At 65.2% G+C, this 23,189-nt stretch carries 22 protein-coding genes and 1 riboswitch; of the genes, 10 read left to right on the top strand and 12 right to left on the bottom strand.

The window, feature by feature from the left end; genetic code table 11:
- Positions 1–7 precede the first annotated feature (7 nt).
- The 4 genes from CFOUR_RS04290 to CFOUR_RS04275 are packed head-to-tail and all read left to right on the top strand — an operon-like array spanning position 8 to position 4,260.
- On the top strand, positions 8–1,393 hold the full coding sequence (locus CFOUR_RS04290; protein ID WP_085958421.1) for an amino acid permease: 1,386 nt from the start codon (positions 8–10) through the stop codon (positions 1,391–1,393).
- The gene (locus CFOUR_RS04285) at positions 1,393–2,760 is read left to right on the top strand and encodes an amino acid permease (protein WP_085957535.1); all 1,368 of its coding nucleotides are present in this window, start codon (positions 1,393–1,395) and stop codon (positions 2,758–2,760) included. The genes CFOUR_RS04290 and CFOUR_RS04285 overlap by 1 nt, the downstream gene beginning before the upstream one ends.
- Before the next feature lie 5 nt (positions 2,761–2,765).
- The gene (gene dapD, locus CFOUR_RS04280; protein WP_085957534.1) at positions 2,766–3,740 is read left to right on the top strand and encodes a 2,3,4,5-tetrahydropyridine-2,6-dicarboxylate N-succinyltransferase; all 975 of its coding nucleotides are present in this window, start codon (positions 2,766–2,768) and stop codon (positions 3,738–3,740) included.
- On the top strand, positions 3,730–4,260 hold the full coding sequence (locus CFOUR_RS04275; protein WP_085957533.1) for a GNAT family N-acetyltransferase: 531 nt from the start codon (positions 3,730–3,732) through the stop codon (positions 4,258–4,260). The genes dapD and CFOUR_RS04275 overlap by 11 nt, the downstream gene beginning before the upstream one ends.
- On the opposite strand, the gene CFOUR_RS04270 is transcribed toward CFOUR_RS04275, so the two are convergent.
- The 8 genes from CFOUR_RS04270 to typA all read right to left on the bottom strand — a co-directional run bounded on the left by CFOUR_RS04270 (position 4,203) and on the right by typA (position 12,211).
- On the bottom strand, positions 4,203–5,288 hold the full coding sequence (locus CFOUR_RS04270; protein WP_085957532.1) for an HNH endonuclease signature motif containing protein: 1,086 nt from the start codon (positions 5,286–5,288) through the stop codon (positions 4,203–4,205). The genes CFOUR_RS04275 and CFOUR_RS04270 overlap by 58 nt on opposite strands.
- Positions 5,289–5,375: 87 nt before the next feature.
- The gene (locus tag CFOUR_RS04265) at positions 5,376–5,951 is read right to left on the bottom strand and encodes a GtrA family protein (protein ID WP_413540779.1); all 576 of its coding nucleotides are present in this window, start codon (positions 5,949–5,951) and stop codon (positions 5,376–5,378) included.
- Between the two features lie 54 nt (positions 5,952–6,005).
- Entirely contained in the window at positions 6,006–7,106 is a 1,101-nt protein-coding gene (gene dapC / locus CFOUR_RS04260) for a succinyldiaminopimelate transaminase (RefSeq protein ID WP_085957531.1), read from the bottom strand.
- Positions 7,107–7,110: 4 nt separating this feature from the next.
- On the bottom strand, positions 7,111–7,434 hold the full coding sequence (fdxA, locus tag CFOUR_RS04255) for a ferredoxin (RefSeq protein ID WP_070421608.1): 324 nt from the start codon (positions 7,432–7,434) through the stop codon (positions 7,111–7,113).
- A gap of 13 nt (positions 7,435–7,447) precedes the next feature.
- Entirely contained in the window at positions 7,448–7,771 is a 324-nt protein-coding gene (locus CFOUR_RS04250) for a hypothetical protein (protein WP_085957530.1), read from the bottom strand.
- Positions 7,768–8,640, bottom strand: a complete 873-nt coding sequence (mshB, locus tag CFOUR_RS04245; RefSeq protein WP_290180067.1) for an N-acetyl-1-D-myo-inositol-2-amino-2-deoxy-alpha-D-glucopyranoside deacetylase — start codon at positions 8,638–8,640, stop codon at positions 7,768–7,770. The genes CFOUR_RS04250 and mshB overlap by 4 nt, the downstream gene beginning before the upstream one ends.
- Positions 8,637–10,283, bottom strand: a complete 1,647-nt coding sequence (locus tag CFOUR_RS04240) for an ABC transporter substrate-binding protein (RefSeq protein ID WP_290180065.1) — start codon at positions 10,281–10,283, stop codon at positions 8,637–8,639. Before CFOUR_RS04240 ends, mshB begins: the two co-directional genes overlap by 4 nt.
- A gap of 11 nt (positions 10,284–10,294) precedes the next feature.
- Positions 10,295–12,211, bottom strand: coding sequence for a translational GTPase TypA (typA, locus tag CFOUR_RS04235; RefSeq protein ID WP_085957528.1), 1,917 nt, complete (start codon positions 12,209–12,211; stop codon positions 10,295–10,297).
- Between the two features lie 205 nt (positions 12,212–12,416).
- Between typA and CFOUR_RS04230 the strand changes: the two genes are divergently transcribed.
- The 6 genes from CFOUR_RS04230 (at position 12,417) to CFOUR_RS04205 (ending at position 19,875) form a co-directional block, all read left to right on the top strand.
- Positions 12,417–13,088: an Rv1157c family protein gene (locus CFOUR_RS04230; RefSeq protein WP_230471791.1), complete on the top strand. Its 672-nt coding sequence runs from the start codon at positions 12,417–12,419 to the stop codon at positions 13,086–13,088.
- A gap of 3 nt (positions 13,089–13,091) precedes the next feature.
- Entirely contained in the window at positions 13,092–13,628 is a 537-nt protein-coding gene (locus tag CFOUR_RS04225; RefSeq protein WP_085957526.1) for a ribonuclease FAU-1 family protein, read from the top strand.
- Positions 13,629–14,004: 376 nt separating this feature from the next.
- Complete coding sequence (locus CFOUR_RS04220; protein WP_085957525.1) at positions 14,005–15,708, top strand: ABC transporter family substrate-binding protein; 1,704 nt, start codon at positions 14,005–14,007, stop codon at positions 15,706–15,708.
- Positions 15,709–15,838: 130 nt separating this feature from the next.
- On the top strand, positions 15,839–16,822 hold the full coding sequence (locus tag CFOUR_RS04215; RefSeq protein ID WP_085957524.1) for an ABC transporter permease: 984 nt from the start codon (positions 15,839–15,841) through the stop codon (positions 16,820–16,822).
- 12 nt (positions 16,823–16,834) lie between these two features.
- On the top strand, positions 16,835–17,911 hold the full coding sequence (locus CFOUR_RS04210) for an ABC transporter permease (RefSeq protein ID WP_230471790.1): 1,077 nt from the start codon (positions 16,835–16,837) through the stop codon (positions 17,909–17,911).
- Complete coding sequence (locus tag CFOUR_RS04205) at positions 17,908–19,875, top strand: dipeptide ABC transporter ATP-binding protein (protein ID WP_085957523.1); 1,968 nt, start codon at positions 17,908–17,910, stop codon at positions 19,873–19,875. The genes CFOUR_RS04210 and CFOUR_RS04205 overlap by 4 nt, the downstream gene beginning before the upstream one ends.
- Here the strand turns inward: CFOUR_RS04205 and CFOUR_RS04200 are convergent.
- The 4 genes from CFOUR_RS04200 to CFOUR_RS04185 form a co-directional block, all read right to left on the bottom strand.
- Positions 19,862–20,329 (bottom strand): nucleoside/nucleotide kinase family protein, encoded by a 468-nt coding sequence (locus tag CFOUR_RS04200; RefSeq protein WP_085957522.1) that lies wholly within the window; start codon positions 20,327–20,329, stop codon positions 19,862–19,864. The two genes, CFOUR_RS04205 and CFOUR_RS04200, sit on opposite strands and share 14 nt — an antisense overlap.
- Positions 20,326–21,087, bottom strand: a complete 762-nt coding sequence (locus CFOUR_RS04195; protein ID WP_085957521.1) for an energy-coupling factor transporter transmembrane component T family protein — start codon at positions 21,085–21,087, stop codon at positions 20,326–20,328. The genes CFOUR_RS04200 and CFOUR_RS04195 overlap by 4 nt, the downstream gene beginning before the upstream one ends.
- The gene (locus CFOUR_RS04190) at positions 21,088–22,416 is read right to left on the bottom strand and encodes an ABC transporter ATP-binding protein (protein WP_290180058.1); all 1,329 of its coding nucleotides are present in this window, start codon (positions 22,414–22,416) and stop codon (positions 21,088–21,090) included.
- Complete coding sequence (locus CFOUR_RS04185; RefSeq protein WP_085958418.1) at positions 22,417–23,034, bottom strand: ECF transporter S component; 618 nt, start codon at positions 23,032–23,034, stop codon at positions 22,417–22,419.
- A riboswitch (TPP riboswitch) is annotated at positions 23,026–23,144 on the bottom strand. Its footprint overlaps the gene before it by 9 nt.
- Positions 23,145–23,189 lie beyond the last annotated feature (45 nt).

The raw sequence follows: 23,189 nt of genomic DNA, 5'->3' as shown, positions 1-23,189 counted from the left end.
GTTCGACATGTCGACACCTGTTTCCCCCGTCGCGGACTCCACCGCGCTCGCCCGCGGGCTGAAGACACGCCACCTCACCATGATGGGCCTCGGCTCCGCCATCGGCGCCGGACTGTTTCTGGGCACCGGCGTGGGCATCGCCGCCGCCGGGCCCGCGGTACTCATCGCGTACGTCATCGCCGGGTTCATCACCGTCTGCTTTATGCAGATGCTCGCCGAGATGGTGGCCGCTCGCCCCTCCTCCGGCACGTTTTCCACCTACGCCGAGCAAGCGTTCGGACCGTGGGCCGGCTACACCATCGGGTGGCTGTACTGGTTCATGATGATCATGATCATGGCCGTGGAAATCACCGGCGCATCCGCCATCGTGGCCGCGTGGTTCGGCATCTCCCCGTGGATTCCCGCCCTGGCTGCGATCCTGATGTTTACCGTGATCAACTTCTCCGCGGTGAAAAACTTCGGCGAATTCGAGTTCTGGTTCGCCCTGATCAAGGTCGCCGTGATCGTGGCGTTCCTCATCATCGGCATCGCACTTTGGCTCGGCCTGCTGCCTGCCGGCGGTTTCGTGGGCCTGACCAACGTCAGCGAAATCGGGTTCATGCCCAACGGCTGGTCCGGCGTCGCCACCGCCCTGCTCGCAGTCGCGTTCGCGTTCGGCGGCATCGAGCTGGTCACCGTCGCCGCGGCGGAGTCCGAGGACCCGCAAGCCGGCGTCCACTCCGCCATCCGCTCGATCATCTGGCGCATCTCCGTGTTTTACATCGGCTCCGTGCTACTGATCGTGCTGCTGTTGCCGTTCGACCAGATCGGCGGCGCCGACTCCGCCGCGGACTCGCCATTTACCGCCGTGCTGGAGATGGCCAACATTCCAGGCGCAGTGGGCATCATGGAAGCCGTCATCGTCATCGCGCTGCTGTCCGCCTGCAACACGCAGATCTACGGTTCCTCGCGCTTCATGCAAAACCTCGCCGCGCGCGGCGACGCCCCCCAGTCCTTCGCCCGCACCGACGCACGCGGCGTCCCCGTGCGCGCCGTCGTGGTCTCCGTCGCCTTCGGCTTCGCGGCGGTCGCCCTGCAGTACTGGAACCCGCCCGGCCTGCTTGCCTTTTTGCTCAACGCGGTCGGCGGCTGCCTGATCGTGCTGTGGATCGTCGTCGCGCTGTCGTTCGTGCGCATCCACCCCAAGCTCGTCGCTACCGGTGAGATCACAGAGGTGCGCATGTGGGCGCCGGGTGTGCTGCCGTGGGTGATGATCGCACTCGCCGGCGGCGTCATCGCACTCATGCTGTCTGATCCGGACGGCCGCTACCAAATGCTCGCCGTCACCGTCGTCGTCGGCATCATCGCCATCGCGGGAGCCATCCACCAGAACCTGCAGAGGAAGGAAGGCTGATGGCGACCGAAGGAACGTCGACAAGCCAAGGCGACCTCGGCTCCGGCCTGAAATCGCGCCACCTAACCCTCATGGGCCTCGGCACCGCTGTCGGAGCAGGCCTGTTCCTCGGTGTCGGCGTTGGCATCCGCGCCGCCGGGCCAGCAATCCTCATCGCATACGCGATCGCCGGCCTAATCGTCATCGCCGTGATGCGCATGCTCGGCGAGATGGCCGCCGCTCACCCGTCCTCCGGCTCCTTCGCCACCTACGGACGCATGGCGTTCGGGCACTGGGCCGGATTCCTCCTCGGCTGGATCTACTACTTCCTGCTCATCATGGCCTGCGGCGCTGAGCTCACAGGCGCATCCGCCATGATGGCCGGCTGGTTCTCAGTGCCGCAGTGGGTGCCCGGACTGATCGTCGTCGCCGTGCTGACCGCCGTGAACCTCTCTCAGGTGAAAGGATTCGGCGAATTCGAGTACTGGTTCGCCATGATCAAAATCGCCGTGATCCTCGGCTTTTTGGTCATCGGGGTGCTGCTGTGGGCCGGGGTACTGCCCGCCAGCGGCTTCGTCGGCTTCGAGCACGTACGCGAATCTGGCTTCGCCCCCAACGGCATCGCCGGCATCGCCGCTGGCCTGCTCGCAGTGGCGTTCGCCTTCGGCGGCATCGAAGTGGTCACCATCGCCGCCGCGGAAAGCGAAAACCCCTCGGATAACGTCAAGCGCGCCGTCAACTCCATCATCTGGCGCATCGCACTGTTTTACATCGGCTCCGTGGCCGTGATCATCCTGCTTCTGCCCTACGCCGCCATCGACGGCGCCGACTCCGCGGCAGACTCGCCGTTCACCGCAGTGCTGGAAATAGCCAACATCCCGGGTGCCGCGGGCTTGATGGAGGTCGTCATCGTGCTTGCGCTGCTGTCCGCATTCAACGCGCAGATCTACGGCACCTCCCGTCTGGGCTACCAGCAAGCGCTCGAAGGTGACGCACCGGCGTGGATGGCGCGCACCAATTCAGCGGGCGTGCCGCGCAACTCGGTGCTGGTTTCCGTGCTGTTCGCGTTTTTGGCCGTGGGCCTGCAGTGGTGGAACCCGCCGGGGATGATCGACTTCATCATGTCCGCTACCGGCGGCTGCCTCATCGTCACCTGGATCATGATCACGCTGAGCTTTATCAAGCTCCACCCGCGCATCCGCTCCTCCGCCGTGCGAGTGCGAGGCGCGTCGTGGGTGCCGTGGGTGACGCTGGCGGCGCTTGTGGGGCTGGCGGTGCTCATGCTTTTCGACGACGCTTCACGCTCCCAAGTCATCAGCGTGAGCATTTTGTCCGTCGTACTTGTGGCGTGCTCGTTCCTCACCCGCAACCGAGGTGTCGTAAGGTAGCGGGCATGGTTTCCCCTACTTCCGCGATTGCCCGCGGTGTCGCCACCATCACCCACGACGGCACCGTCCTCGACGTTTGGTACCCCGCCCCCAAGGTAGATGAACCGGTTGAGGAAACCGGGACGCGTCGCTTAGCAGAGCCCGACGCACGCTTCGCCGACCTCGTCGGGCCGGACGATGCGCGAGGTGTCGCCCGCGTGGCAGTAGAAACGGCCATCAAAGACCTCACCGAGCCTGCCGTGGACGCGTACGACGTCTACCTGCGTCTGCATCTGCTGTCGCACCGCCTGATCCGCCCGCACGGCGCGAACATGGACGGCATCTTCGGTCTGTTGTCGAACGTGGTGTGGACCAACTACGGCCCCTGCGCTGTCAACGACTTCCAAATGACCCGCGGCCGCCTCGCCGCGCAGGGTCCCGTCGTGGTGTTCTCAGTGGACAAGTTCCCGCGCATGGTCGACTACGTCGTGCCTTCCGGCGTGCGCATCGGCGACGCCGACCGCATCCGATTGGGCGCGCACCTCGCCGAGGGCACAACCGTCATGCACGAAGGATTCGTTAACTTCAACGCCGGCACTCTTGGTGCCTCCATGGTGGAGGGCCGTATCTCCGCAGGTGTTGTGGTCGGCGACGGCACCGACATCGGCGGCGGCGCCTCCATCATGGGCACCCTGTCCGGCGGCGGCAAGGAAGTCATCTCGCTGGGCGAGCGCTGCCTCCTCGGTGCGAACGCCGGTGTGGGCATTTCGCTTGGCGACGACTGCATCGTCGAAGCCGGCCTCTACGTCACTGCGGGCACCAAGGTGGTGTTGACCGCCCCGGTCGCCGAAGCACTGGGCAAAGAAGCCGGCGCCGAAATCAAGGCGCTCGAGCTTTCTGGGGCGAACGGTTTGCAGTTCCGCCGCAACTCCGTCACCGGCGCCGTCGAGGCGGTGCCCGCGAAGGGCATCGAGCTCAACGAAGCCCTACATGCCAACTAACGGCCAACTACAACTTTTGCCCTGGCGCGACGTGGCGGCGCTGCCAGGGGTGCGCGGCGACATCGTGGCGTCGTGCAACGACCCGCACACGGTGCGCTGGACAACCGTGCCCCACCCCTACACCAGCCGTCATGCAGAGGAATTCCTTGCTGCCCCGCCACCGCACGTGCAGCGCTGGGCGTACGTGGTCGACGGTCGCTACTGCGGCAACATCGAGCTGCGCCTACCGGACGGCACCCTGGGCTATAACACCGCCCCGTGGGCCCGCGGAGGCGGACTGACCACGCAGGCGGCCAAACTCGTCACCGGCCACGCTTTTGCACAAGGTCTGCCGCGGGTGGAGATTCACGTCGCCGAGGGCAACGCCGCGTCGCGCCGAGTCGCTGAGAAAGCGGGTTTCATCGCCGACGGCCTCCTCCCCGAGACTGTGCGCCTGCGCGGACACGAGGACCGCATCGTCCGCTACGTCGCGCTCGCCCACGCGCATTCGTCGCCGAACAGCACTGCCATCGCCCCGTAGGGGTGGTAGCCGTTGACCGCTGGCCACCCGTTGGGCGAGACCCATGTCGGCGTGCCGCTCCTGCGCTGTACCCCGCCGCGTGTGTTGGTGTGCGAAGGATCGTCGTGGTTGATCTGGTTGTGGTACGGACAAACTGGGGCGAGGTTTTCCATGTTCGTCTCGCCACCTTGCGACCACGCCAGCATGTGGTGAATCTCGCAGTAGTCGGAGCCGTGGCGGCACCCCGGCCAGGGGCACACCGTCAGCGTCGTGCGTGCGAGATCGCGCTGCTTATCGTTGGCGTGGCGCTGGCCGCGGTAGAGGTTAACGGGCCCTTCTGCCGGGTGAAACAGCGCCACCTCGTCGAGTTCGGGTTGCATCGCTAGGTATTCGGCCCCGGTGATTGTGGTGCCGTCGGTCAGCCCGAGGATCACTTCGTCGCCCTCGCCGCGCAGGATCTCCACATGCTGGTCCAGCCCCACTACGACGATGGGGCGACGAACGCTCGTCGGTATGCTCCCGCTGCCTTGTATGAGGTCGAGGAATCTGCGCAGCATTTGAGGCCCCGGTGGTTTGGAGGGGTCGAGCCCGTCGCGCAGGTAGTGCTCGATGTCGGCGGCGTCGTGCTCGTCCACGGTCGCGCGGATGGTGCGTGTTCCGTGGACCGATTTTGTGATGGTGACCTTAAGTTTCGGCTTCGTGCGGGCAGGTTTGAGGATGAGTTTGTCCGCTTTCGCTTTCAATGCGTGATGCGTGGTGCGCTTTTCCAGGAGTTTGTGGCGCACGCGCCAGCGTTCTGCCTCGTTGGGGATGGCTTTGAGGCGGTCTTCGATGTAGACGAGTTGGCTCAGGGAGAATGCGCGGGCTGCTTCGAGTCCGCGGCGTTGTTGTTTGGCCCATCGCGTGGCCCCGTAATAGACCGCGTGGAGTGCGGCCCATTTGCTCGCGAGATTCGGGATGATGCCGGCGGCGATGGCGTCGCGTTTTTCAAAACCGACGAGTACTTCGATGGTCGGTTGGGTGTCGAGGAATTGCTGGAATGGTGTCATGCCCCAGAAGCTAAATCACCGCAAGCCCCGGCGAAAGACCGTGGCCGAAATGTGGATAACTTAACCTGAGAATTTCACAATCCGCAGCTAGGAGGCACCTTTTGGTTTTCCGAAGGTCCAGAATTTATTGATGATGAAGTTCACCGGCATCGCGATGAAGGTGGAAATAGCTTGCGCCCAGTACGACTTGGTGCGCAGGCCCGACGAGTCGTCGAAGACGCTGTCCGGCAGGCCGATGGGGGTGGTGGGGTTCATCAGCAGCGTCATGCAGGTCAGTGACACCACGAATGCCAATGCGCCGGTGGCCAAGAAGGGGAAAAATCCGCGCAGCCACGAACGCGCGTGCACGCCCCGGAAGGTCCAGGAGCGGTTGAGCTGGTAGTTCCAGGTGTTGGCCAGCAGGAATGCCAGTGTGGACATGACGTGGTACCAGCGCACGTTCCAGCGGGTGGAGCCGAGTTGGGAGACCACGTCGTTGGCGTGGAGGTGCAGGCCGTTTTCGAGGGCCTTGTTGGCCAGGTAGAACACGACGAAGTTGACCAGCACGCCCGAGCCGCCGACGATGCCGAATTTGATGAATTGGCGCAGCCCGGCAGCGAGCCTCACCGCGGTGCTGCCGCGTGTCGCGGTGGGCGCGGTGGACTGTTCCAACGTCACTGCCAACCTCCTTGGAAAACTACACAAAACTTTCGTAAGTGTAGTCCCGCGTGGTTGTTGTTACGAAACCAGGCGTTTCGCCGCGTCCGCGATGCGCTCGTCCGTGGCGGTCAGCGAGATGCGGACGTGGTCGGCACCGGCGGGGCCGTAAAAGTGGCCGGGGGCGGCCAAGATGCCGCGCTCCGCCAGCCAGTCCAGCAGCTCGCGGGAGCTCATCGCTTCTCGACGGCACCACAGGTACAAACCGGCATCGGAGTCGTCGACGGCAAGGCCCGCTTCAGTGAGTGCCTTGAGCAACGTGACGCGGCGCGTGGCGTAGATGGACTGCTGCAGCTTTTCGTGGACATCGTCGGAAAGCGCGGCGACCATCGCGGCCTGAATCGGACCAGGCACGATAAGCCCCGCGTGCTTGCGCACAAGCAGCAGCTCCTGCACGAGATCTTCGTCGCCGGAAATGGTGCCGGCGCGGTAGGACGCCAGGTTGGACGTCTTCGACAGTGAATGCAGCGCCAGCAACCCAGTGTTGTCGCCGTCGGTGACTTTCGGGTGCAGGATGGACACCGGCTGCGCGGACCACGCCAGCGACAGGTAGCACTCGTCGGAGGCGATGATCGCTCCCGTTTCGCGGGCGAAGGCGACCCAGGCGCGCATCTGCTCGACCGACAGCACTGCCCCGGTCGGGTTCGACGGGGAATTGATGAAGACGAGGGAGGCGTCGCGGGGGGCGGCCGAAGGGTCGTCGCAACGCACGACAGTGCACTCGGCCATGAGCGCGCCGACCTCGTAGGTGGGGTAGGCAACCTCCGGGATCACCACGGTGGCCCCGCGCAGCCCCAGCAACGTGGGCAACCAGGCCACAGCTTCCTTCAACCCGATGACCGGTAAGACCGACTTTTCCGTCAGCCCGGCGATGTCGAAGCGGCGCGCGAGTGCGGACACGATGGCGCGGCGAAGCTCGGGCGTGCCCGCTGTTTGCGGGTAGCCGGGGGCAGCGGCGGCTTCAGTCAGCGCGAGCTGGATCGACGGCGCAACCGGGTCCACAGGTCCGCCGACCGACAGGTCGATCAACCCGCCTTCGTGCGCCGCAGCGCGCTCGCGCACATCGGCGATGGTGTCCCACGGAAAATCAGGTAGCCGGGAGCCGAGGGGGGTGCGAGCCAACGGCCTAGTCCTGGTTCTGCGGCGGCAAAGCGGCCACAAACGGGTGGTCGAAGTCCTGCGGGCCGGTCTTGGCGGCGCCGCCCGGGGAGCCGAGCTCGTCGAAGAAGCCGACATTGGCGTCGTAGTACTCGCTCCACTCGTCGGGAGTGTCGTCCTCGTAGAAGATAGCCTCGACCGGGCAAGCCGGTTCGCAGGCGCCGCAGTCGACGCACTCGTCGGGGTGGATGTAGAGCATGCGCTTGCCCTCGTAGATGCAGTCGACGGGGCACTCTTCAACGCAGCCGCGGTCCATGACATCGACGCACGGTTGAGCAATCACGTAAGTCATGGCACACAGTATGTCACTTCGCGCGGATAAGGGGCCAAACGCCACCCGCTACACCGGCAAACAACAACGCGAGTGACCAGCCGGTTGGCGGCAGCACCGCAAGTGAAACCAAAAACGCTACCGCCCACACCCCCAGCGGGAGAAGTGCGTGGCGTTGGGACCATAGCCGCGCGGTTTTCGTCAGCACGGCGTTAAACAGCAGCGCCGCGACAACCCAGAACCAGTTGAGGTAGACCACCTCCAGCAACAGGGATACGGCGGCACCGATGCTGAGCCAGACCAGTCCGGCGACGGCCTCGCCGCGGGAGAAGTCGTCGCGCACGACGGGGTGGCTCATCGCGCGATCCCGCTTAAGAGCGAAGCTGCGTCGTCAAGCGGAAGCCCCGCGCCAAGCTGGTAGTGCTCCACGCGTTGGATGGGCTGGACGATGAGGTTGGACAGTGCGTAGTAGACCACCGGCCCGGCAGCGAGCGCGGCGTGCGGATTGACGTCGGTGGTGCGCCCGTCCGCGATCCACAACTGGGTGGCGTGCGCGCGCATGGCCTCGACCTTGGCACTGTAGGCGCGCTCGTCGAGTGCAATGGCGGCGTCAGACGACTCCACACCGTCGAGCTCGCCGTCTTCGGGCAAACGCCAGCTGTCCGGTACCTGTTCGGGCATGAGCGCCGCTGTCTCCTCGGCGAGACGCACCGCCCACAGGACGCGCGGAATCTCCACCCGCTGTGCCGCGGCATGCGTGATCTCGTGCGCGCGGATGTGGTCTGGGTGGCCGTAACCGCCGTCAGGGCCGTAGGTGAGCACGAGGTGCGGCCGTTCCTGTGCAAAGATCGCGGCAAGCTTTTCGACGGCCCCCTCACCCGAATTCACAAACGCCCGTGGGTTACGGCTCGCGGGCGAGCCCGCCATGCCGGAATCGCGGTAGCAGCCGGCGCCGCCGAGGAACTGCCCTCGCGCGCCCAACGCCGCCAAGGAGCGCTGCAACTCCTGGATGCGGAAACCGCCCAGCTGGTCAGCCTCGTCCACCACGAGGTGCTGATACGGCTCGCCGATGACCTCACCTTCTTCGCCGAGGGTGCAGGTGACCACCAGCACGTCGGCGCCACGGGCGGCAAGGTCCGCGATGGCGCCACCGGTGGTTATCGCCTCGTCGTCCGGGTGTGCGTGCACGGCCACCACGCGGTAGCCGGAAAGGTCTCGAGCGGTCATTGAACCTCCTGAATCGTTGATCGACGCCCCACTGTATCGGCCAGCTTCCACCCGCCAGCCGACGACAGCCCGCCGGGCCACGCGTCAACCGGCGCGCCCGGGCCGCGCACGCCGCCTGCGGTCGCCGCGAGACGGGTCTCGCGCAAAATCGGCACCCACAGCACCTCGCGGTCCTCGATCTCCGCGACGCGCTCGGCGGCGAGTGCCGGCGGTATTTCGCCGGAAAGTATGCGCCGCGCGATGTCGTCGCCCGCGACAGAGCACAAGCCGGAAAGATTGCCGGCGAGCGCCTTCTCAGGCGGGCACGCGATGCGGCTGGCCAAGGTGGCGGCGGAATCGCCGTCGTCACGCCAATGCACCACAAGGTCCACCTCCCCCGCCGGCAGCCCACCACCGGCGACGGCCGGCAACTCATTGGCCACCACTTTGGCAGGCACGCCAGCCGCGTCGAGCAAATCCACAAGGGAACGCGCGGCAGCAGACGCCGACGGATCGGCGGCATCCGCAGCGACCCGCAGCACCCTGCCCTCCGCGGCGAGCGCGTGCAGCAGCGCCAACGAACCGGGGGCGGTCGGCGAGGCAGCGTCCACGTGGGTGCTGCGGCGGGCAGCGATGTGGGCGAGCAGGGGGACGTCGACAAGCGAACGCACCTCTGCGCGCGCCTGCGCGTTCAACCCGCTCGTGGCCGACATCGTGACGCCGAGCGTGCGAGCGCCTGGAAACACGCGCGTTTGCGCCCCCGGAATGAGACCGAGCACATCCGCGGTAGTGTCCTGCGGCGCCATATCCACGAAAGCGAGCTGGCCGCTGCGCAATTGATCCGCCACCTGCGTCGTCTCGCGGGTCGCAGCAAGGGTGAGGATGTCGATCGGCGCCGGATCCGGCCCCCAAAACCTGTCATTGCGGTTCAGCGTGACCGTTCCGTGCGCACGGTCCACAGTGCGCACCAAGTACCGTCCCGCAGACGCTGGCACCGTGTTGCGCAGCGCATAAGCGAAATCAGCCGCGTCCGCCGCGAGAAGATGCGACGGCAACAGGTGCCGGAACAACACGCGCCAATCCCCCACCGGCTGCGCGAAATCAACGTCTACGACTTTGCCGCCGGGCCCGCTGACGCGCACGTCGGACACCGCACGGTAGGCAGCCGGGTCCACAACACCGGGCGTCTGGGTCATGCCGCGCCACAAATAGGCGAAATCGGCGCCGGTGATCGGGGTGCCGTCGGACCACTGCGCGTTGTTCGCAATCACGTAACGCACGGTGAACGCGTCTGGCGAAGTCGCCAGCACAGACGCACCGTCAAGCAAGTTGGGATCCTTTACGCCGTCGGGGGTAAATGCGCTGGGCAGCACAAGATCGGCGATGCCGCGGACAGCGGCGGACTCGTCGCCGATCAAATGCGGGTTAAAACCGGCACGGATTGGGTCGATGCCCACCTGCGCTTGGGGTCTGTCCGACTGCTGGTCTGGTTCCTCGGCGCTGGAGGAGGTGGTTTCCGTCTCCTGCGACGCTTCTGCAGGCCGATCTTCCGGCTCCACCAGCGGCGGCGGGCCGGGGTCGGCCGCGCACGAGGAAACGAGGCACAGCGCAGAAAGCGCCGCCGCAGCATGCATAACTGGGCGACGCGTTCTCCTCTGGTGCATGAAAGAACAGGCTAGCTGTTCTTCTGCTTCGCGCGGGAGCGGGCGCGGCCACGCTCGGTGGCGTTGAGGATGATCTTGCGCACACGCATCGCCTCAGGGGCGACCTCGACGCACTCGTCATCGTCACAGAACTCGATGGCCTCGTCCAGCGACAGGGTGCGAGCCTTCTGCAGAGTGACCGTGGCGTCCGCGGTGGCGGAACGCATGTTGGTCAGCTTCTTTTCCTTGGTGATGTTGATGTCCATGTCCTCGTCGCGGGAGTTCGCGCCCACGACCATGCCCTCGTAGGTCTCTGCACCCGGCTCGACGAAGAAGTCGCCGCGGTCTGCCAGCTGCTGCAGCGCGTAAGCGGTGACCTGGCCGGCACGGTCGGCGACCAGCGAGCCGGTGGGGCGGCCCTTGATCTCGCCTGCCCACGGACGGTGCTCGATGGAGTACGAGTTGGCAATGCCGGCACCGCGGGTCTCGGTGAGGAACGTGGTGCGGAAACCGATCAGGCCGCGCGACGGCACGTCGAACTCCATGCGCACCCAGTCGCCGGAGCCAGCGTTGGACATGGAGGTCATCTGACCCTTGCGGTTAGCCATCAGCTGGGTGACGGCACCCTGGTGTTCGGACGGGACGTCGATGATCATGTGGTCGTACGGCTCGTAGGTCTTGCCGTCGACCTCCTTGGTCACCACCTGCGGCTTACCCACGGTCAGCTCGAAGCCCTCGCGGCGCATCGTCTCAATAAGCACCGTCAGCGCCATTTCGCCGCGGCCCTGGACTTCCCAGGCGTCCGGACGATCCGTCGGCAGCACCTTGATGGAGACGTTACCGATCAGCTCCTGCTCCAGGCGGGCCTTGACCATGCGGGCGGTGAGCTTGTCGCCGCCGTTGCGCCCTGCCATCGGAGAGGTGTTGACACCGATGGTCATGGAAATCGCCGGGTCGTCGACCTTGATGCGCGGCAACGGTTCAACGTGCTCCGGGTCGCAGATGGTGTCGCCGATCATGATGTCTTCGACGCCGGAAATGGCGGCGATGTCGCCGGCGACAACCTCGCCGGTGGCGGGGACGCGGTCCAGGCCTTCGGTGACCAGCAGCTCCGCGATCTTGACGTTTTTGACCTGCTGGTTACCTTCAGCGTCGTAGTGGACCCACGCGACGTTTTGGCCCTTCTTCACGGAACCCTTGTACACGCGGATGAGCGCAATACGTCCAAGGAAGGACGAGGAGTCGAGGTTGGTCACCTGCGCCTGGAACGGCGCGTCGATCTCTGCGGATGGCTCCGGCAGCACGTCGTAGATGACGTCGAACAGCGGCTGCAGGTCCTCGTTTTCCGGCAGCTCGCCGTTGCCCGGGTTCTCCAGGGAGGCACGGCCTGCGCGGCCGGAGGTGTAGAGCACCGGCAGCTCGAGCAGGTTCTCGGCGGCCTCGGCGGCTTCGGGGTCCTCCAGGCTGGCGCCGAGCTCGAGAAGCAGGTCCTGCGCTTCCTCCACGACCTCGTCGATGCGGGCATCGGGGCGGTCGGTCTTATTCACGCAAATGATGACAGGCTTTTTCGCCTCGAGCGCCTTGCCGAGCACGAAGCGGGTCTGCGGCAGCGGACCTTCGGAAGCGTCGATAAGCAGCACGACGCCGTCGACCATGGACAGGCCGCGCTCGACCTCGCCGCCGAAGTCGGCGTGGCCCGGGGTGTCGATGACGTTGATGACAAGGTCGGTGCCGTCCTTGCCCTTGCCGGCACGGCGAATGGCCGTGTTCTTGGCCAAAATGGTGATGCCGCGCTCGGACTCGAGCTCGCCGGAGTCCATCACGCGGTCGCCGTGCTCGCCGTGGTCGCCGAACACACCGGACTGTTCCAGCATGGCGTTGACCAGGGTGGTTTTACCGTGGTCGACGTGGGCGACGATGGCTACGTTGCGAAATTCAGGGTGCGACACTCGACAGATCCTTTGAGGGTTGGCGGAAAGAACGCCTAAACGATACTCCCCGCCCAGCCAGTTCGCACTATCTCGTCACCCGCTGAGCGTGGCGCGTGGCTCGACGACGGCGTCAACGAAGTTCGGCTGCCAATTCAGCCAAAATTCACACAGCAAAACGCCAGTTCCGCTTGACGTTGTTATGGATGTGACTAATGTGGCGCAAGTGCACAACTATCGATCTTTCGCTCGCGCCACCGTTGCGGCGGTCTGCGCTGCCGGTTTGGTGGTGGCCGGAGGCGTCGCAAAGCAAACTGCCCACGCCCAGTCGTCTCTAGTAGACCCGCTCGGCCGCCCCACGCCGCAGGCCGTTGCGCGCGTCAACGCGTTCGCCGACCAGCCCTATGTGCCGCAGCAGGTGGGCAACGCGCTGCGCACCGCCGTGCAGTTCTTCGCCGGCACCGGAGAACTCGGCGGGCCTCCCCTGCCGGAAAACGCACCCCAGTTCACACAGTTTTATTGGCCCACCGTCTCCGGCAACTGCATCGGCGAGGGGCTGCACTCAACCGCCTCCGCCATTGCAGTGCCAGGACCTGCGCAAGCGCCCGCCCCGGGTGCGGGCGCGGGGCAAACCACGTTCGTCTTCACCGCCTTGGGCACCCCAGCCGCCGCACAGGACCAGGGAGAGATGAAGGTTTACTGGATCAACCTGACCAACCTGCAAACCGGCGTAACACCATTGGGCAACAACGGGATAAACCCCACAGGACCGGCCACCTTGTCCGCCACCGCAGACACAGGCTCCGGGCGGGTCCTGGCAGTTGTCGACGGCAGCGTGCGCACCGTGGACAAGGTCTGCCCGTTCGCACCGACCGCCGCATCTATAGACGTGAGGTAACCCATGGCCGCCGATCTGCACCCCGTCAAGCAGGAGACGTTCGACACCGCAGCCCGCATCAACACCGACCCCAAAGGATTCTTGCGCGAGGTGGACACCTTCCGCGTCACCGACTTCGGCCTGTACATGGGCCGCGGCGCAGACCACCCCGAGTTCGGATACTTGGAAAGCTGGCTGCTACCCCAGCTGGGACTGCGCGCCAACATCTTCCACTTCCGGGAGGGATCGGAGCGCAAACAGGACTTCTACTTCGACGTCGCGGACATCGACGTCGACGGGGAGGTCTGGCACACCCGCGACCTCTACGTCGACCTCGTCTCGCTGACCGGCAACCCGATCGACGTGCTGGACATCGACGAGCTCGCCGCCGCCACCTCAGCGGGCTACATCTCGGCCGAAGAAGCAGAAATGACTATCGACGTCACGCTGGCCGCCGTCGAGGGCATCACCCGCCACGGCGACGACGCGATGGAATGGCTGCGCGCTCAGGGCATCGAACTGACATGGGCGGACGAAGTGGAGCTCACCCCCGTCGGCTAATTCACCTCGCGTTAACCCCACCCGCACTTCCGTCGGGTGGGGTTTTTACTTTGCAAGAATAAAATTCATTTTTACCTATAGTTTGATAGCTATAGCGGTTGTGGTCGTTCACCCACCACTACATGCAGACTTTCCAATCTGCGCCACTTCGGTTGAAAAATTCTTCGCATAAAACGCAAAATACTTTGCCAAAGCAATGTGAACTACATGACACGTGCGGTAAGTTGTGCTCAACCTGATTCACGTCGTGTTTACCGAATCGCGTTAACCGAGCAGTGTGCAGGAGACGCCGGAACATTCCGCCGGCACCAGTGCCCGCCTTGGGCAACCGTCGCAAAGCATCTGCGGACGGACGACCTACGAAAGGAACCTGACCATGAGCAAACGCCTCCGCGTCGCGGCTCTCGCCGGCTTGTCCTCCCTCTCCCTCGTACTCGCCTCCTGCTCCTCGGACGGCAACTCTGAAAGCACAGGGGCAGGGAGCGGCCAAGAAACCGCCAACAGCAAGTCGGAGAAATCCGGCGACGGCGAGCAGCTCCAGGTCAACGCCGCTGGCGACTACAACCCGCTCGAGCGCGACCAGATCCAAGACGGTGGCGAGCTCACACTCGCGATCACCGAGATCGCAGAACAGCAAAACGTCTTCCACGCGAACATGAACCTCTACACCCGCACGCTGTGGAGCAAATACAACCCGCAGATGTCCCTCTCCGACGGCGACGGCACCTACCACCCGAACCCGGCGTACCTGACCGACGTGAAAAGCGAGGACGTCGACGGTAAGACCGTAGTCACCTACACGATCAACCCGGAGGCCAAGTACAACGACGGGACTCCGCTCGACTGGACCGCCTACGAAAACACCTGGAAGTTCAACAACGGCACCAATCCGGAAGTGCAGGTCAACTCCACCGACGGCTACGAGCTGATCGAATCCGTCACCCAGGGTGCGGACGCAAAGCAGGCAGTGGTGACCTTCAAGCAGGCCTATCCTTGGTGGGAAGGTCTCTTCGACACCCTCGTGCCCCCGCAGGTCAAAGACGCCGACACGTTCATGAACGCCTACCTCAAGCAGGTCCACCCCGAGTGGGGCGCAGGCCCGTTCAAGGTGGAAAACGTCGACTTCGAATCCGGCACCGCCTCGTTCGTGCCCAACGAAAACTGGTGGGGCGAAAAGCCGAAGCTGGACAAGATCAGCTACCGCCAGATGGAGGACCAGGCGTCCCTCAACGCCTTCCGCGCAGGCGAGGTCGACGCCACCGGCGCCGGCACCCGCGACCGTTTGGCCACCGCCAAGGAGATGGGCGACGCAGTGGAAATCCGCACCGCGCTGCAGCCGTCGAACTACCTGATGACCATCAACTCCACCGCTCCCGGCCTGGACGACATCAGGGTGCGCGAGGCGATCATGCGCGGCATTGACCGCGAGCAGCTCGCCGCCATCCGCTTCCAGGGCCTCGGCTACACGGAGGAGCTGCCGGGTTCGTTCACCCTGTACCAGACTCAGGAAGGCTACGAGGACAACTTCGGCGCGGTTGTACAGTACGACCCGGAGAAGGCCAAGGAGCTGCTCAAGGAAGCGGGGTACGACGAGTCCAACCCGCTCTCGGTGCGCTACGTCACCCTCGGCGACTCCCCGATGGTGCAGGCAACCACCTCCGCACTGCAGGCGATGCTGCGCAACATCGGCGTCGACGTGCAGGTGGAAGAGCGCCCCAGCTCCGACTTCTCCAAGGTCACCGCAGAGCGCGACTTCGACCTGTTCATGTCCGGCTTCAGCTCCTCCGACCCGTACGGTGTGGCGTACTTCGGCCAGACCTACGCCTCCGACTCCGACCTGAACAAGTCCAGCACCGGCACCCCGGAGATGGACAAGAAGATCGAGGAGCTGCAGCAGATCCCGGACGCCGACGAGCAGATCAAGCGCGCCAACGAACTGGAAAAGGAAGCTCTGGCCCAGTACGGCATCATGCCCTACGCCAACGGCCCCCAGATCGTGGCTGTGAAGAAGGGCCTGGCCAACTACGGCGCCAACTCCTTTGCTGTCCTGCCGATCGAAAACGTGGGCTGGGCCAAGTAGCCCCGCTCACAACCTGGTGAAACAGCCGCAGTGAGTGCGAGCCCGCCCAGCCGACACGCTGGGCGGGCTTCGGCACTTGGTTTACCGCCCTTAACCTGCATACCCGTCGACACCGGAACCGAGAACCCACATGTTTCGATACCTGCTCCGAAAAACGCTGAGCTGGGGCCTGATCGTTTTCCTGGCCACCAACCTGACGTACTTCCTCGCCAGTTTTTTCCTCGACCCGCGCGCCAACTACTTCGGCCGGCGCCCTCCCCTGCCCGACGACCAGATCGACCGACTGCTCGAGCCGCTGAACTTGAGCCCGAACACCCCACTCATCGAGCGCTGGTGGACGTGGCTGACCGGCGTAGTCACCCGCTGGGACTGGGGAAAATCCCCTCTCGGCGACTCTGTGAACGAACAGGTCTCCTACCGCATTTGGGTCTCCGCCCAGCTGACGCTTGGTGCGACCTTGCTGTCCATCATCATCGGTGTCGCCCTGGGCGTGTACACCGCGTCGCGCCAGTACAAGCGCGCCGACCGCATGTGGCAGGGCATCTCCATCATCACCATGAACATCCACGTGGTGGTCGCGTCCATCGCCGTGGTGTGGCTCGGACTGAAAATCAACGAATGGACCGGCAAGCGCATCTTCTACGTCACCGGCGCGTCCACCCCGGGCATCGAGGGCTTCGGCCCAAAAATGCTGGACTACGCCCAGCACCTGGTGCTGCCCACGTTGTCGCTGCTGATCATCTCCTACGCCGGCTACCACTTCATGCAGCGCACGCTGCTACTGGACAACTTAAACGCCGACTACGTGCGCACGGCCCGGGCGAAGGGTCTGACCAAGGCGCAGGCCGTTCGTCGTCACGCACTGCGCACCTCGCTGATCCCCGTGGCGACCTCGGTGGCGTTCTCCGTGCCCGGCATTTTCACCGGCGCGGTGATGACCGAGCGCATCTTCGCCTGGCAGGGCATGGGCCAGTACTTCATCCAGACAATTTCGCGTAACGACGTCCACGGGGTTGTCGTCGTGGCTGCGTTCGGCGCCGCCATGACCGCCGTCTCCGCCATCCTGGCCGACCTCATCGTCGTCGCCCTCGACCCGCGCGTGCGCGTGAGCTAAGGAGCACCGAACATGGCACCGAACACTTCACGCGGCGCATCCCGCAAACTCAAAGACCCCCGCGCGCACAGCTCCACCAGCCTGGGCATGCACGCGAACATGCCGCTCAACGACCTCACCGCCATCTCCGAGACCGGCCGCCAAGCCGACGGCGTGATGAGCAAGGAGGAAAACACTCCCCGCCCCATCCCGAAACAGGGCAACAGCATCGACGACCAGCAGACGATGAAGGCCACCCGCAAGGCGAAGATCTACTACCGTCGCTTCATGCGCAACAAGGCGGCAGTCATCGGCCTGATCATCTTCTTCCTGCTTGTCCTCCTCGCCGTCTTTGGCAAGTTCCTCACCCCGTGGAACTACCAAGACCCCGACTTTTTGAACCTGTCGGTCGGCCCGTCATCCGAGCACTGGTTCGGCACCACCGACTCCGGCAACGACCTGTTCGCCCAAGTGGTCCACGGCCTCGGGCGCTCGCTGACCATCGCGATCCCAGCGTCGATCGCCACCACGATCATCTCCGCCATCGTGGGTGCAGGCGCGGCGCTTTACGGCGGCAGCGTGGAAAAGGTCGTCCTGGCCATCATCCACTTCCTGCTTGCCGTGCCCACCTTCCTCATCATCGCCCTGCTGGTTTCCGGCTCAGGCGGCGATTGGAAGGTGCTCACCGTGGTGCTCATCGCCTTCGGCTGGATGTACTCAGCGCGTGTGATCTGGTCGCTGTCGCTGTCCATCCGCGAAAACGACTATGTGCGCGCGGCGAAGTTCATGGGTGTTTCCCGCCCAAAGACCATCGTGCGCCACGTGGTGCCGAACGTCGCTTCGCTGTTGATCATCCAACTGATGCTGGGCATCGTCTCCACCATCATGTCGGAGACCGCACTGTCCTTCCTGGGCCTCGGTGTGAAGCTGCCGGACGTCTCGCTCGGCACCCTGCTGCAAACCGGTACATCGACGCTGATTACCGCACCGTGGCAGTTCTACTTCCCCGCCCTGATCCTGACCCTGCTCACCGTGTCCATGGCGTTTATCGCAGACGGCCTGCGTGACGCGCTGGATCCGAACTCGAACTCCGGAGGCTCCGCAGCATGACAACCAGCATCCACAATCCCGGCGGCGCACGCTTCAACGGTGCCGCTCCCGCCCCGACGGGCGACCCGGTGCTCGCCGTGCGCGACCTGCACGTCTCCTTCCCCTCGGAAGCGGGCGTGGTGCGCGCGGTGCGCGGCGTCGACTTCGACCTCTACCCCGGCCGCACCCTCAGCATCGTGGGCGAGTCCGGCTCCGGCAAGTCCGTGACGTCGTTGGCGGTGATGGGCCTTTTGCCCGAGTACGCCAAGGTCACCGGCTCGGTGAAGTTCGCGGGCGACGAGCTGTTGGGCAAGTCCGACGCCGCGATGTCCAAGATCCGCGGCAACGGCATCGGCATGATCTTCCAGGACCCGCTCTCCGCCCTGACCCCGGTCTACGACATCGGTACCCAGCTGGTGGAAGCCATCCAGGCGCACAACACCATCTCCAAGTCGAAGGCGATGGACCGCGCAGCGGAGCTGCTGGACTTGGTGGGCATCCCCGAGCCGAAAAAGCGCCTGCGGTCGTTCCCTCACGAGTTTTCCGGCGGCATGCGCCAGCGCGTGGTCATTGCCATCGCGATCGCCAACAACCCCAAGGTGCTGATCGCAGACGAGCCGACCACGGCGTTGGACGTGACCATCCAGGCGCAGATTCTCGAGGTGATTAAGAAGGCGCAGCGCGAAACCGGCGCGGCCTGCATCATGATCACTCACGACATGGGTGTCGTCGCTGGCACTGCCGACGATGTGCTGGTGATGTACGGCGGCCGCCCGGTCGAGCGCGCCGAGGTGCACGAGCTGTTCGGCAGCCCGAAGATGCCGTATTCGGTCGGTTTGCTCGGCTCAACGCCGCGCGTGGACCAGCCGTCCTCTGAGCCGCTGACCTACATCGACGGCAACCCGCCGATGCTCATCGACGTCGCGGACCGCTGCCAGTTCGCGCCCCGCTGCCCCATCGCCGTGGACGAGTGCCTGGCCAAAGAACCGGCGCTCATCCCCGACAAGGGCGACAACGACGACCACCTGGTTGCCTGCATCCGGCGCGAGGAAATCGTCGAAGGCAAGATCAACGGCAAGCCGCTGTTTCCCGCCCCGGTCCTGCCGGAGAACAAGTTCGCCGGCATCCCGCGCGATCAGCGCGAGGTCACGCTCGAGGTGGAGAACCTGCACCGCGAGTTCCCCCTGACCAAGGGCGCGCTGGTGAAGCGCCGCATCGGCACCGTCACCGCCGTCAACCACATCTCTTTCGACGTGCGCGCCGGCGAGTGCATGGCGATCGTGGGCGAGTCCGGCTCTGGCAAGACCACTACCCTGCTGGAGATTATGAACCTGGAGCCGGAGGGCGACTCCCGAATTGTCATTTGCGGCCAGGACGCCGCGAAGATGAACGCGTCCCAGCGGCGCGAGGCGCGCAAGAACATCCAGATGGTGTTCCAGGATCCGATGAGCTCGCTGAACCCGCGCATGACCGTCAAGGAAATCATCCAGGAGCCGCTCGACGCGCTCGGGTACGAAGGTGACAAAGATGCCCGCATATCAGAGCTGATGCGCACCGTGGGCTTGGATGCGAAGCAGCTGGACCGCTTCCCCGGCCACTTCTCCGGCGGGCAGCGCCAGCGCATCGGCCTCGCCCGCGCGCTGGCCACCAACCCGTCCGTGATTGTGCTGGACGAGCCGGTCTCCGCGCTCGACGTGTCCATCCAAGCTGGCGTGATCAACTTGCTGGATTCTTTGAAGCGCAAATTGGGTCTGTCCTATTTGTTTGTCGCACACGATCTGTCCGTGGTGCGCCACCTGTCGGACCGCGTGGCTGTGATGTACAAGGGCAACTTCGTGGAGTTCGGCGACACGGACGATGTCTTCGATACCCCTGAGCACCCGTACACCAAGGCGTTACTGTCGGCGATTCCGATTCCGGACCCGGACGCGGAGCGCTCCCGTGTGCGCACGGTGTACACGCCCGAGGAGGTCACACCCTCTTAACCTCCACGTCCACGTCCACTTTGGGCAGCAGCTTTTCCTGCTGCGCCCACATGTCCCACCACGGCGCGTAGCCCGGGTCACGCTCAAGGGCCCGGGCTTTCCTCGTTACCGCGGCCGCGCTCACCCGCAGCGTGTCCACGTCCCCGCGCGCTTTCGCAGCGCCTATCGACGCCTCCGTGACCGCCCCCACCCCCTCAACAATCACATCCGCCCCCGGTTCGAGCGGGACCCACTCGGCGCGCCGGTTTCGCTGCCAGTCCCAGCGCCAAAACCCCGGGTGCCGCGGATCGAGCACGTCCTCGGCTACCATCCGGGCGCCCGCGGCCAGGCCGTTCCAGCCGGGGTAGAAATCGTCCAGGTGCACCACCCGGATGCCCAAGGCGTGGCCGATTTGGTTGGCCAGGGTGGTTTTGCCGGCGCCCGAAGGCCCGTCGATAAGCAAGGTGTACGTCATCGCACAGCCCACACCGGGCGCAGATAGCCCGTCGCCCACGCGAGCGCGAGCGCGGCGGCGGCGACGGCAACGCACGCGGCCATGACTGCCCAATCGCGGGTGCGGAGTTTGGATTCGCGGGCCCACATGCGCGTGTGCGGCCCGCCGAAACCGCGCGCTTCCATGGCGGAGGCCAGCTTGCCGGCGCGGCGCAGCGACATCACCAAAAGGCCGAACGAGAGGGAAAACCAGTACTTGATCTTGCCCTGGTCGGCGATGCCACGCGCCCGGCGGGAGCGGCGCATGGCGTCGAGGTCGCTGCGAAGAAGCGTGAGCATGCGCAGCGCCGCGACGGTGCCGATGACGAAGCGCTCAGGCAGGTGCAGCACCTGCGCCAGTCCGTCGCCGAGGTCCGTGGGGTCCACGTCTGCCGAAAGCAGCACGACAGGCAGCGCGATCGCCAACACGCGCAGGATCACAGCCCACGCGAGCGAGACCGACAGTTCAGTGACGTGCACCAGCCCCCACTCGAAATACGTCTGCCCTCCCGCCTGGCCGTAGAGGGCCATGGGGATGCCCGCGAGCGGTGCGACAAGCAGAATCGGCGCCGCGCGTTTGAGAAAACGGCCGAAGCTCAAGCCGCACAGCGGCACCATCGACAGTGTGAAGGCGAGCACGACGGTGGCGGAGACCCAGTCGATGGTGAACATCAGCGGCGTGGTCAAAAGCGCCAGGCCGAGGATGCGCGTGACGGGGTTGATGCCGCGAAGGAGATTCATTTACCGCTCACCCGCCGTGATGTGCTCGACGTGGTCGCCCAAGGAGGCGATGAATGCTTCGTCGTGAGTGATGGAAATGACGGTCACGCCCTGTTCGGTCAGCTCGCGGATCAGCCCGACGAGCTCCACAAAGGTGCGGTCGTCTTGGCCGAACGTCGGCTCGTCCAAGATCAGCAGCTGGGGTGCGTTGACCAGGGCGGTGGCCACGGACAGGCGCCGCTTCTCCCCGCCGGAGAGGGTGAACGGGTTCGCGTTGACCAGGTGCTCGAGGCGCAGCCGGTGCAGAAGGTCGTCTATGCGTGTCTGCGGCGCGCCCGAAAGCGCCATCTCCTCGCGCACGGTGGCGGTGACGAATTGGTGCTCCGGTTCCTGGAACACGTAACCGATGCGGTGTGCAAGGTCCTTCGACGACCACTGAATGGACGGCTTTTCCAGCCCCTGCGCGACGGCGTCCGAGTACTCCACCCGCCCCTGCTTCGGAGCAGTCAGCCCCGCCAGCACCTCGACGAGCGTGGTTTTGCCCGAGCCGTTTTCCCCTGTGATGACGGTGGAGTAACCCTCCGGCGCGCGCACTGTGCGCGGCGGCCCGAAGCGTGTGAGCAGGTCGTGCGTTGCGACGGCCGCAGGCACCCCCGCTGCCACCTTCTTCGCCGGGGGCAGCGCCGGCGCGTCCGGTAGCTCGGCGGCGCTGATGCGCACCAGGCCCGAATTGTCTAGGCGGTAGTAGGTTTCCACCACATCCGCCCAGTGCTTCGGGCGGTGCTCCACCACGATCAAGGTGGCGCCGGTGCGCTGGCAGACCCGGTCCACCGCGGCGATGACCTCGTCGCGGCCGCGCGGATCCAGGTTGGCGGTGGGCTCGTCCAGGACGAGGATGTCCGCTCCCATCGCGATAACGCCCGCCAGTGCAAGGCGCTGCTTCTGCCCGCCGGACAGGTGCGCGGTGCTGTGCTCCAAAGGCACATCCAGGCCCACCGCATCAAGCGCGCGTTCCACCCGCGGCCAGATCTCATGGCGGGGCACGCCGAGGTTTTCGGCCCCGAAGGCGACATCGTCGCCCACGCGGGACAAGATGGTCTGCGCTTCCGGGTCCTGCATGACCATGCCGACGGTTCCGTCCACGTCGATGGTGCCGGAGCGGCTGCCGTCCTCTGAGTCGTCGATAAGCTTCGCAATCACTGCGAGCAACGTGGATTTCCCGGAGCCCGAGTCGCCGGTGATGAGGACGCGCTCCCCGCGCTCGACGTCGAGGTCCACGCCGGTAAACGCGGGAGCCGGGCGGGTGGCGTGCTGGTAGCTCAGCCCCTGCGCTCGAATGGCCAGCGACATCTACGCGGCGGTGTTGAAACGCTCGCGGCCCGCACCGAAGCGGTCCAGCGCGCCAGTCTGGGCCAGCGCCTTGACCAGGTAGTAGCTGAGCACGCCGGCGAGCACCGCACCGGAGATGATCAGGCACGTCAGGTAGATGAGGTTGAACTGCAGGCTCATGGCCAGGTTCGGCGTGAGGAAGAGCTCCAGGATGAACGCGCCGACGCCAGCGCCGATGCCGGAAAGCACCGCGGTCGGAAGCCCGAAGCGGCGGTAGGCGAACACCAGGAACACAAGCTCCGCGCCGAGACCCTGCGCAAGACCGGAGTACACGGTTTCAGGGCCCCACTGGCTGCCGAGCACTGCCGACACGGACGCAGCGAGCACCTCGACGAAGACGGCCGCGCCTGGCTTACGGATGATCAGCCCGCCGAGCACACCACCGGTAAACCAGATGCCGGTGACCAGCCCGCCCAGCCCCGGTGTCAGTGCGTCGAGCGCCTTGAATCCGGCGTAGCCGACGCTGTTCCACACCCAAAACAACAGGCCGCAGGCAACGCCCAGGACGGCTGCAGTGACGATGTCGATGACGCGCCAGGAATTGTTTTTCGGCGCCGCGGGATTGGCGGGTGCAGTCATGTGCTTCCTTCCTATCGCCGGAATTACCCGGATCAGGTTCGACGGTTCGCCGAGGAGTGTTCGGCATCTCAGCCGCCGCGTGCTCTGCGGCGGCACCCGTGTGCGGTTCAGTTATGCACGAATGATGCTACATCAACCACGGTTTACACCGTATG

Origin of the sequence: Corynebacterium fournieri (genome assembly GCF_030408775.1) — a bacterium.
GTDB classification, from domain to species: domain Bacteria; phylum Actinomycetota; class Actinomycetes; order Mycobacteriales; family Mycobacteriaceae; genus Corynebacterium; species Corynebacterium fournieri.
This window is presented reverse-complemented; position numbering and strand designations above follow the sequence as displayed.

What these genes read in the sequence shown, in the direction of transcription:
- CFOUR_RS04290 (WP_085958421.1), top strand. Translation starts at nt 8, where the DNA reads ATGTCGACACCTGTTTCCCCCGTCGCGGACTCCACCGCGCTCGCCCGC.
- CFOUR_RS04285 (WP_085957535.1), top strand. Translation starts at nt 1,393, where the DNA reads ATGGCGACCGAAGGAACGTCGACAAGCCAAGGCGACCTCGGCTCCGGC.
- CFOUR_RS04220 (WP_085957525.1), top strand. Translation starts at nt 14,005, where the DNA reads ATGAGCAAACGCCTCCGCGTCGCGGCTCTCGCCGGCTTGTCCTCCCTC.
- CFOUR_RS04195 (WP_085957521.1), bottom strand. Translation starts at nt 21,087, where the DNA reads ATGAATCTCCTTCGCGGCATCAACCCCGTCACGCGCATCCTCGGCCTG.
- CFOUR_RS04240 (WP_290180065.1), bottom strand. Translation starts at nt 10,283, where the DNA reads ATGCACCAGAGGAGAACGCGTCGCCCAGTTATGCATGCTGCGGCGGCG.
- CFOUR_RS04200 (WP_085957522.1), bottom strand. Translation starts at nt 20,329, where the DNA reads ATGACGTACACCTTGCTTATCGACGGGCCTTCGGGCGCCGGCAAAACC.
- CFOUR_RS04205 (WP_085957523.1), top strand. Translation starts at nt 17,908, where the DNA reads ATGACAACCAGCATCCACAATCCCGGCGGCGCACGCTTCAACGGTGCC.
- CFOUR_RS04190 (WP_290180058.1), bottom strand. Translation starts at nt 22,416, where the DNA reads ATGTCGCTGGCCATTCGAGCGCAGGGGCTGAGCTACCAGCACGCCACC.
- CFOUR_RS04275 (WP_085957533.1), top strand. Translation starts at nt 3,730, where the DNA reads ATGCCAACTAACGGCCAACTACAACTTTTGCCCTGGCGCGACGTGGCG.
- fdxA (WP_070421608.1), bottom strand. Translation starts at nt 7,434, where the DNA reads ATGACTTACGTGATTGCTCAACCGTGCGTCGATGTCATGGACCGCGGC.
- CFOUR_RS04225 (WP_085957526.1), top strand. Translation starts at nt 13,092, where the DNA reads ATGGCCGCCGATCTGCACCCCGTCAAGCAGGAGACGTTCGACACCGCA.
- CFOUR_RS04185 (WP_085958418.1), bottom strand. Translation starts at nt 23,034, where the DNA reads ATGACTGCACCCGCCAATCCCGCGGCGCCGAAAAACAATTCCTGGCGC.
- CFOUR_RS04250 (WP_085957530.1), bottom strand. Translation starts at nt 7,771, where the DNA reads ATGAGCCACCCCGTCGTGCGCGACGACTTCTCCCGCGGCGAGGCCGTC.
- CFOUR_RS04270 (WP_085957532.1), bottom strand. Translation starts at nt 5,288, where the DNA reads ATGACACCATTCCAGCAATTCCTCGACACCCAACCGACCATCGAAGTA.
- dapD (WP_085957534.1), top strand. Translation starts at nt 2,766, where the DNA reads ATGGTTTCCCCTACTTCCGCGATTGCCCGCGGTGTCGCCACCATCACC.
- CFOUR_RS04210 (WP_230471790.1), top strand. Translation starts at nt 16,835, where the DNA reads ATGGCACCGAACACTTCACGCGGCGCATCCCGCAAACTCAAAGACCCC.
- mshB (WP_290180067.1), bottom strand. Translation starts at nt 8,640, where the DNA reads ATGACCGCTCGAGACCTTTCCGGCTACCGCGTGGTGGCCGTGCACGCA.
- CFOUR_RS04215 (WP_085957524.1), top strand. Translation starts at nt 15,839, where the DNA reads ATGTTTCGATACCTGCTCCGAAAAACGCTGAGCTGGGGCCTGATCGTT.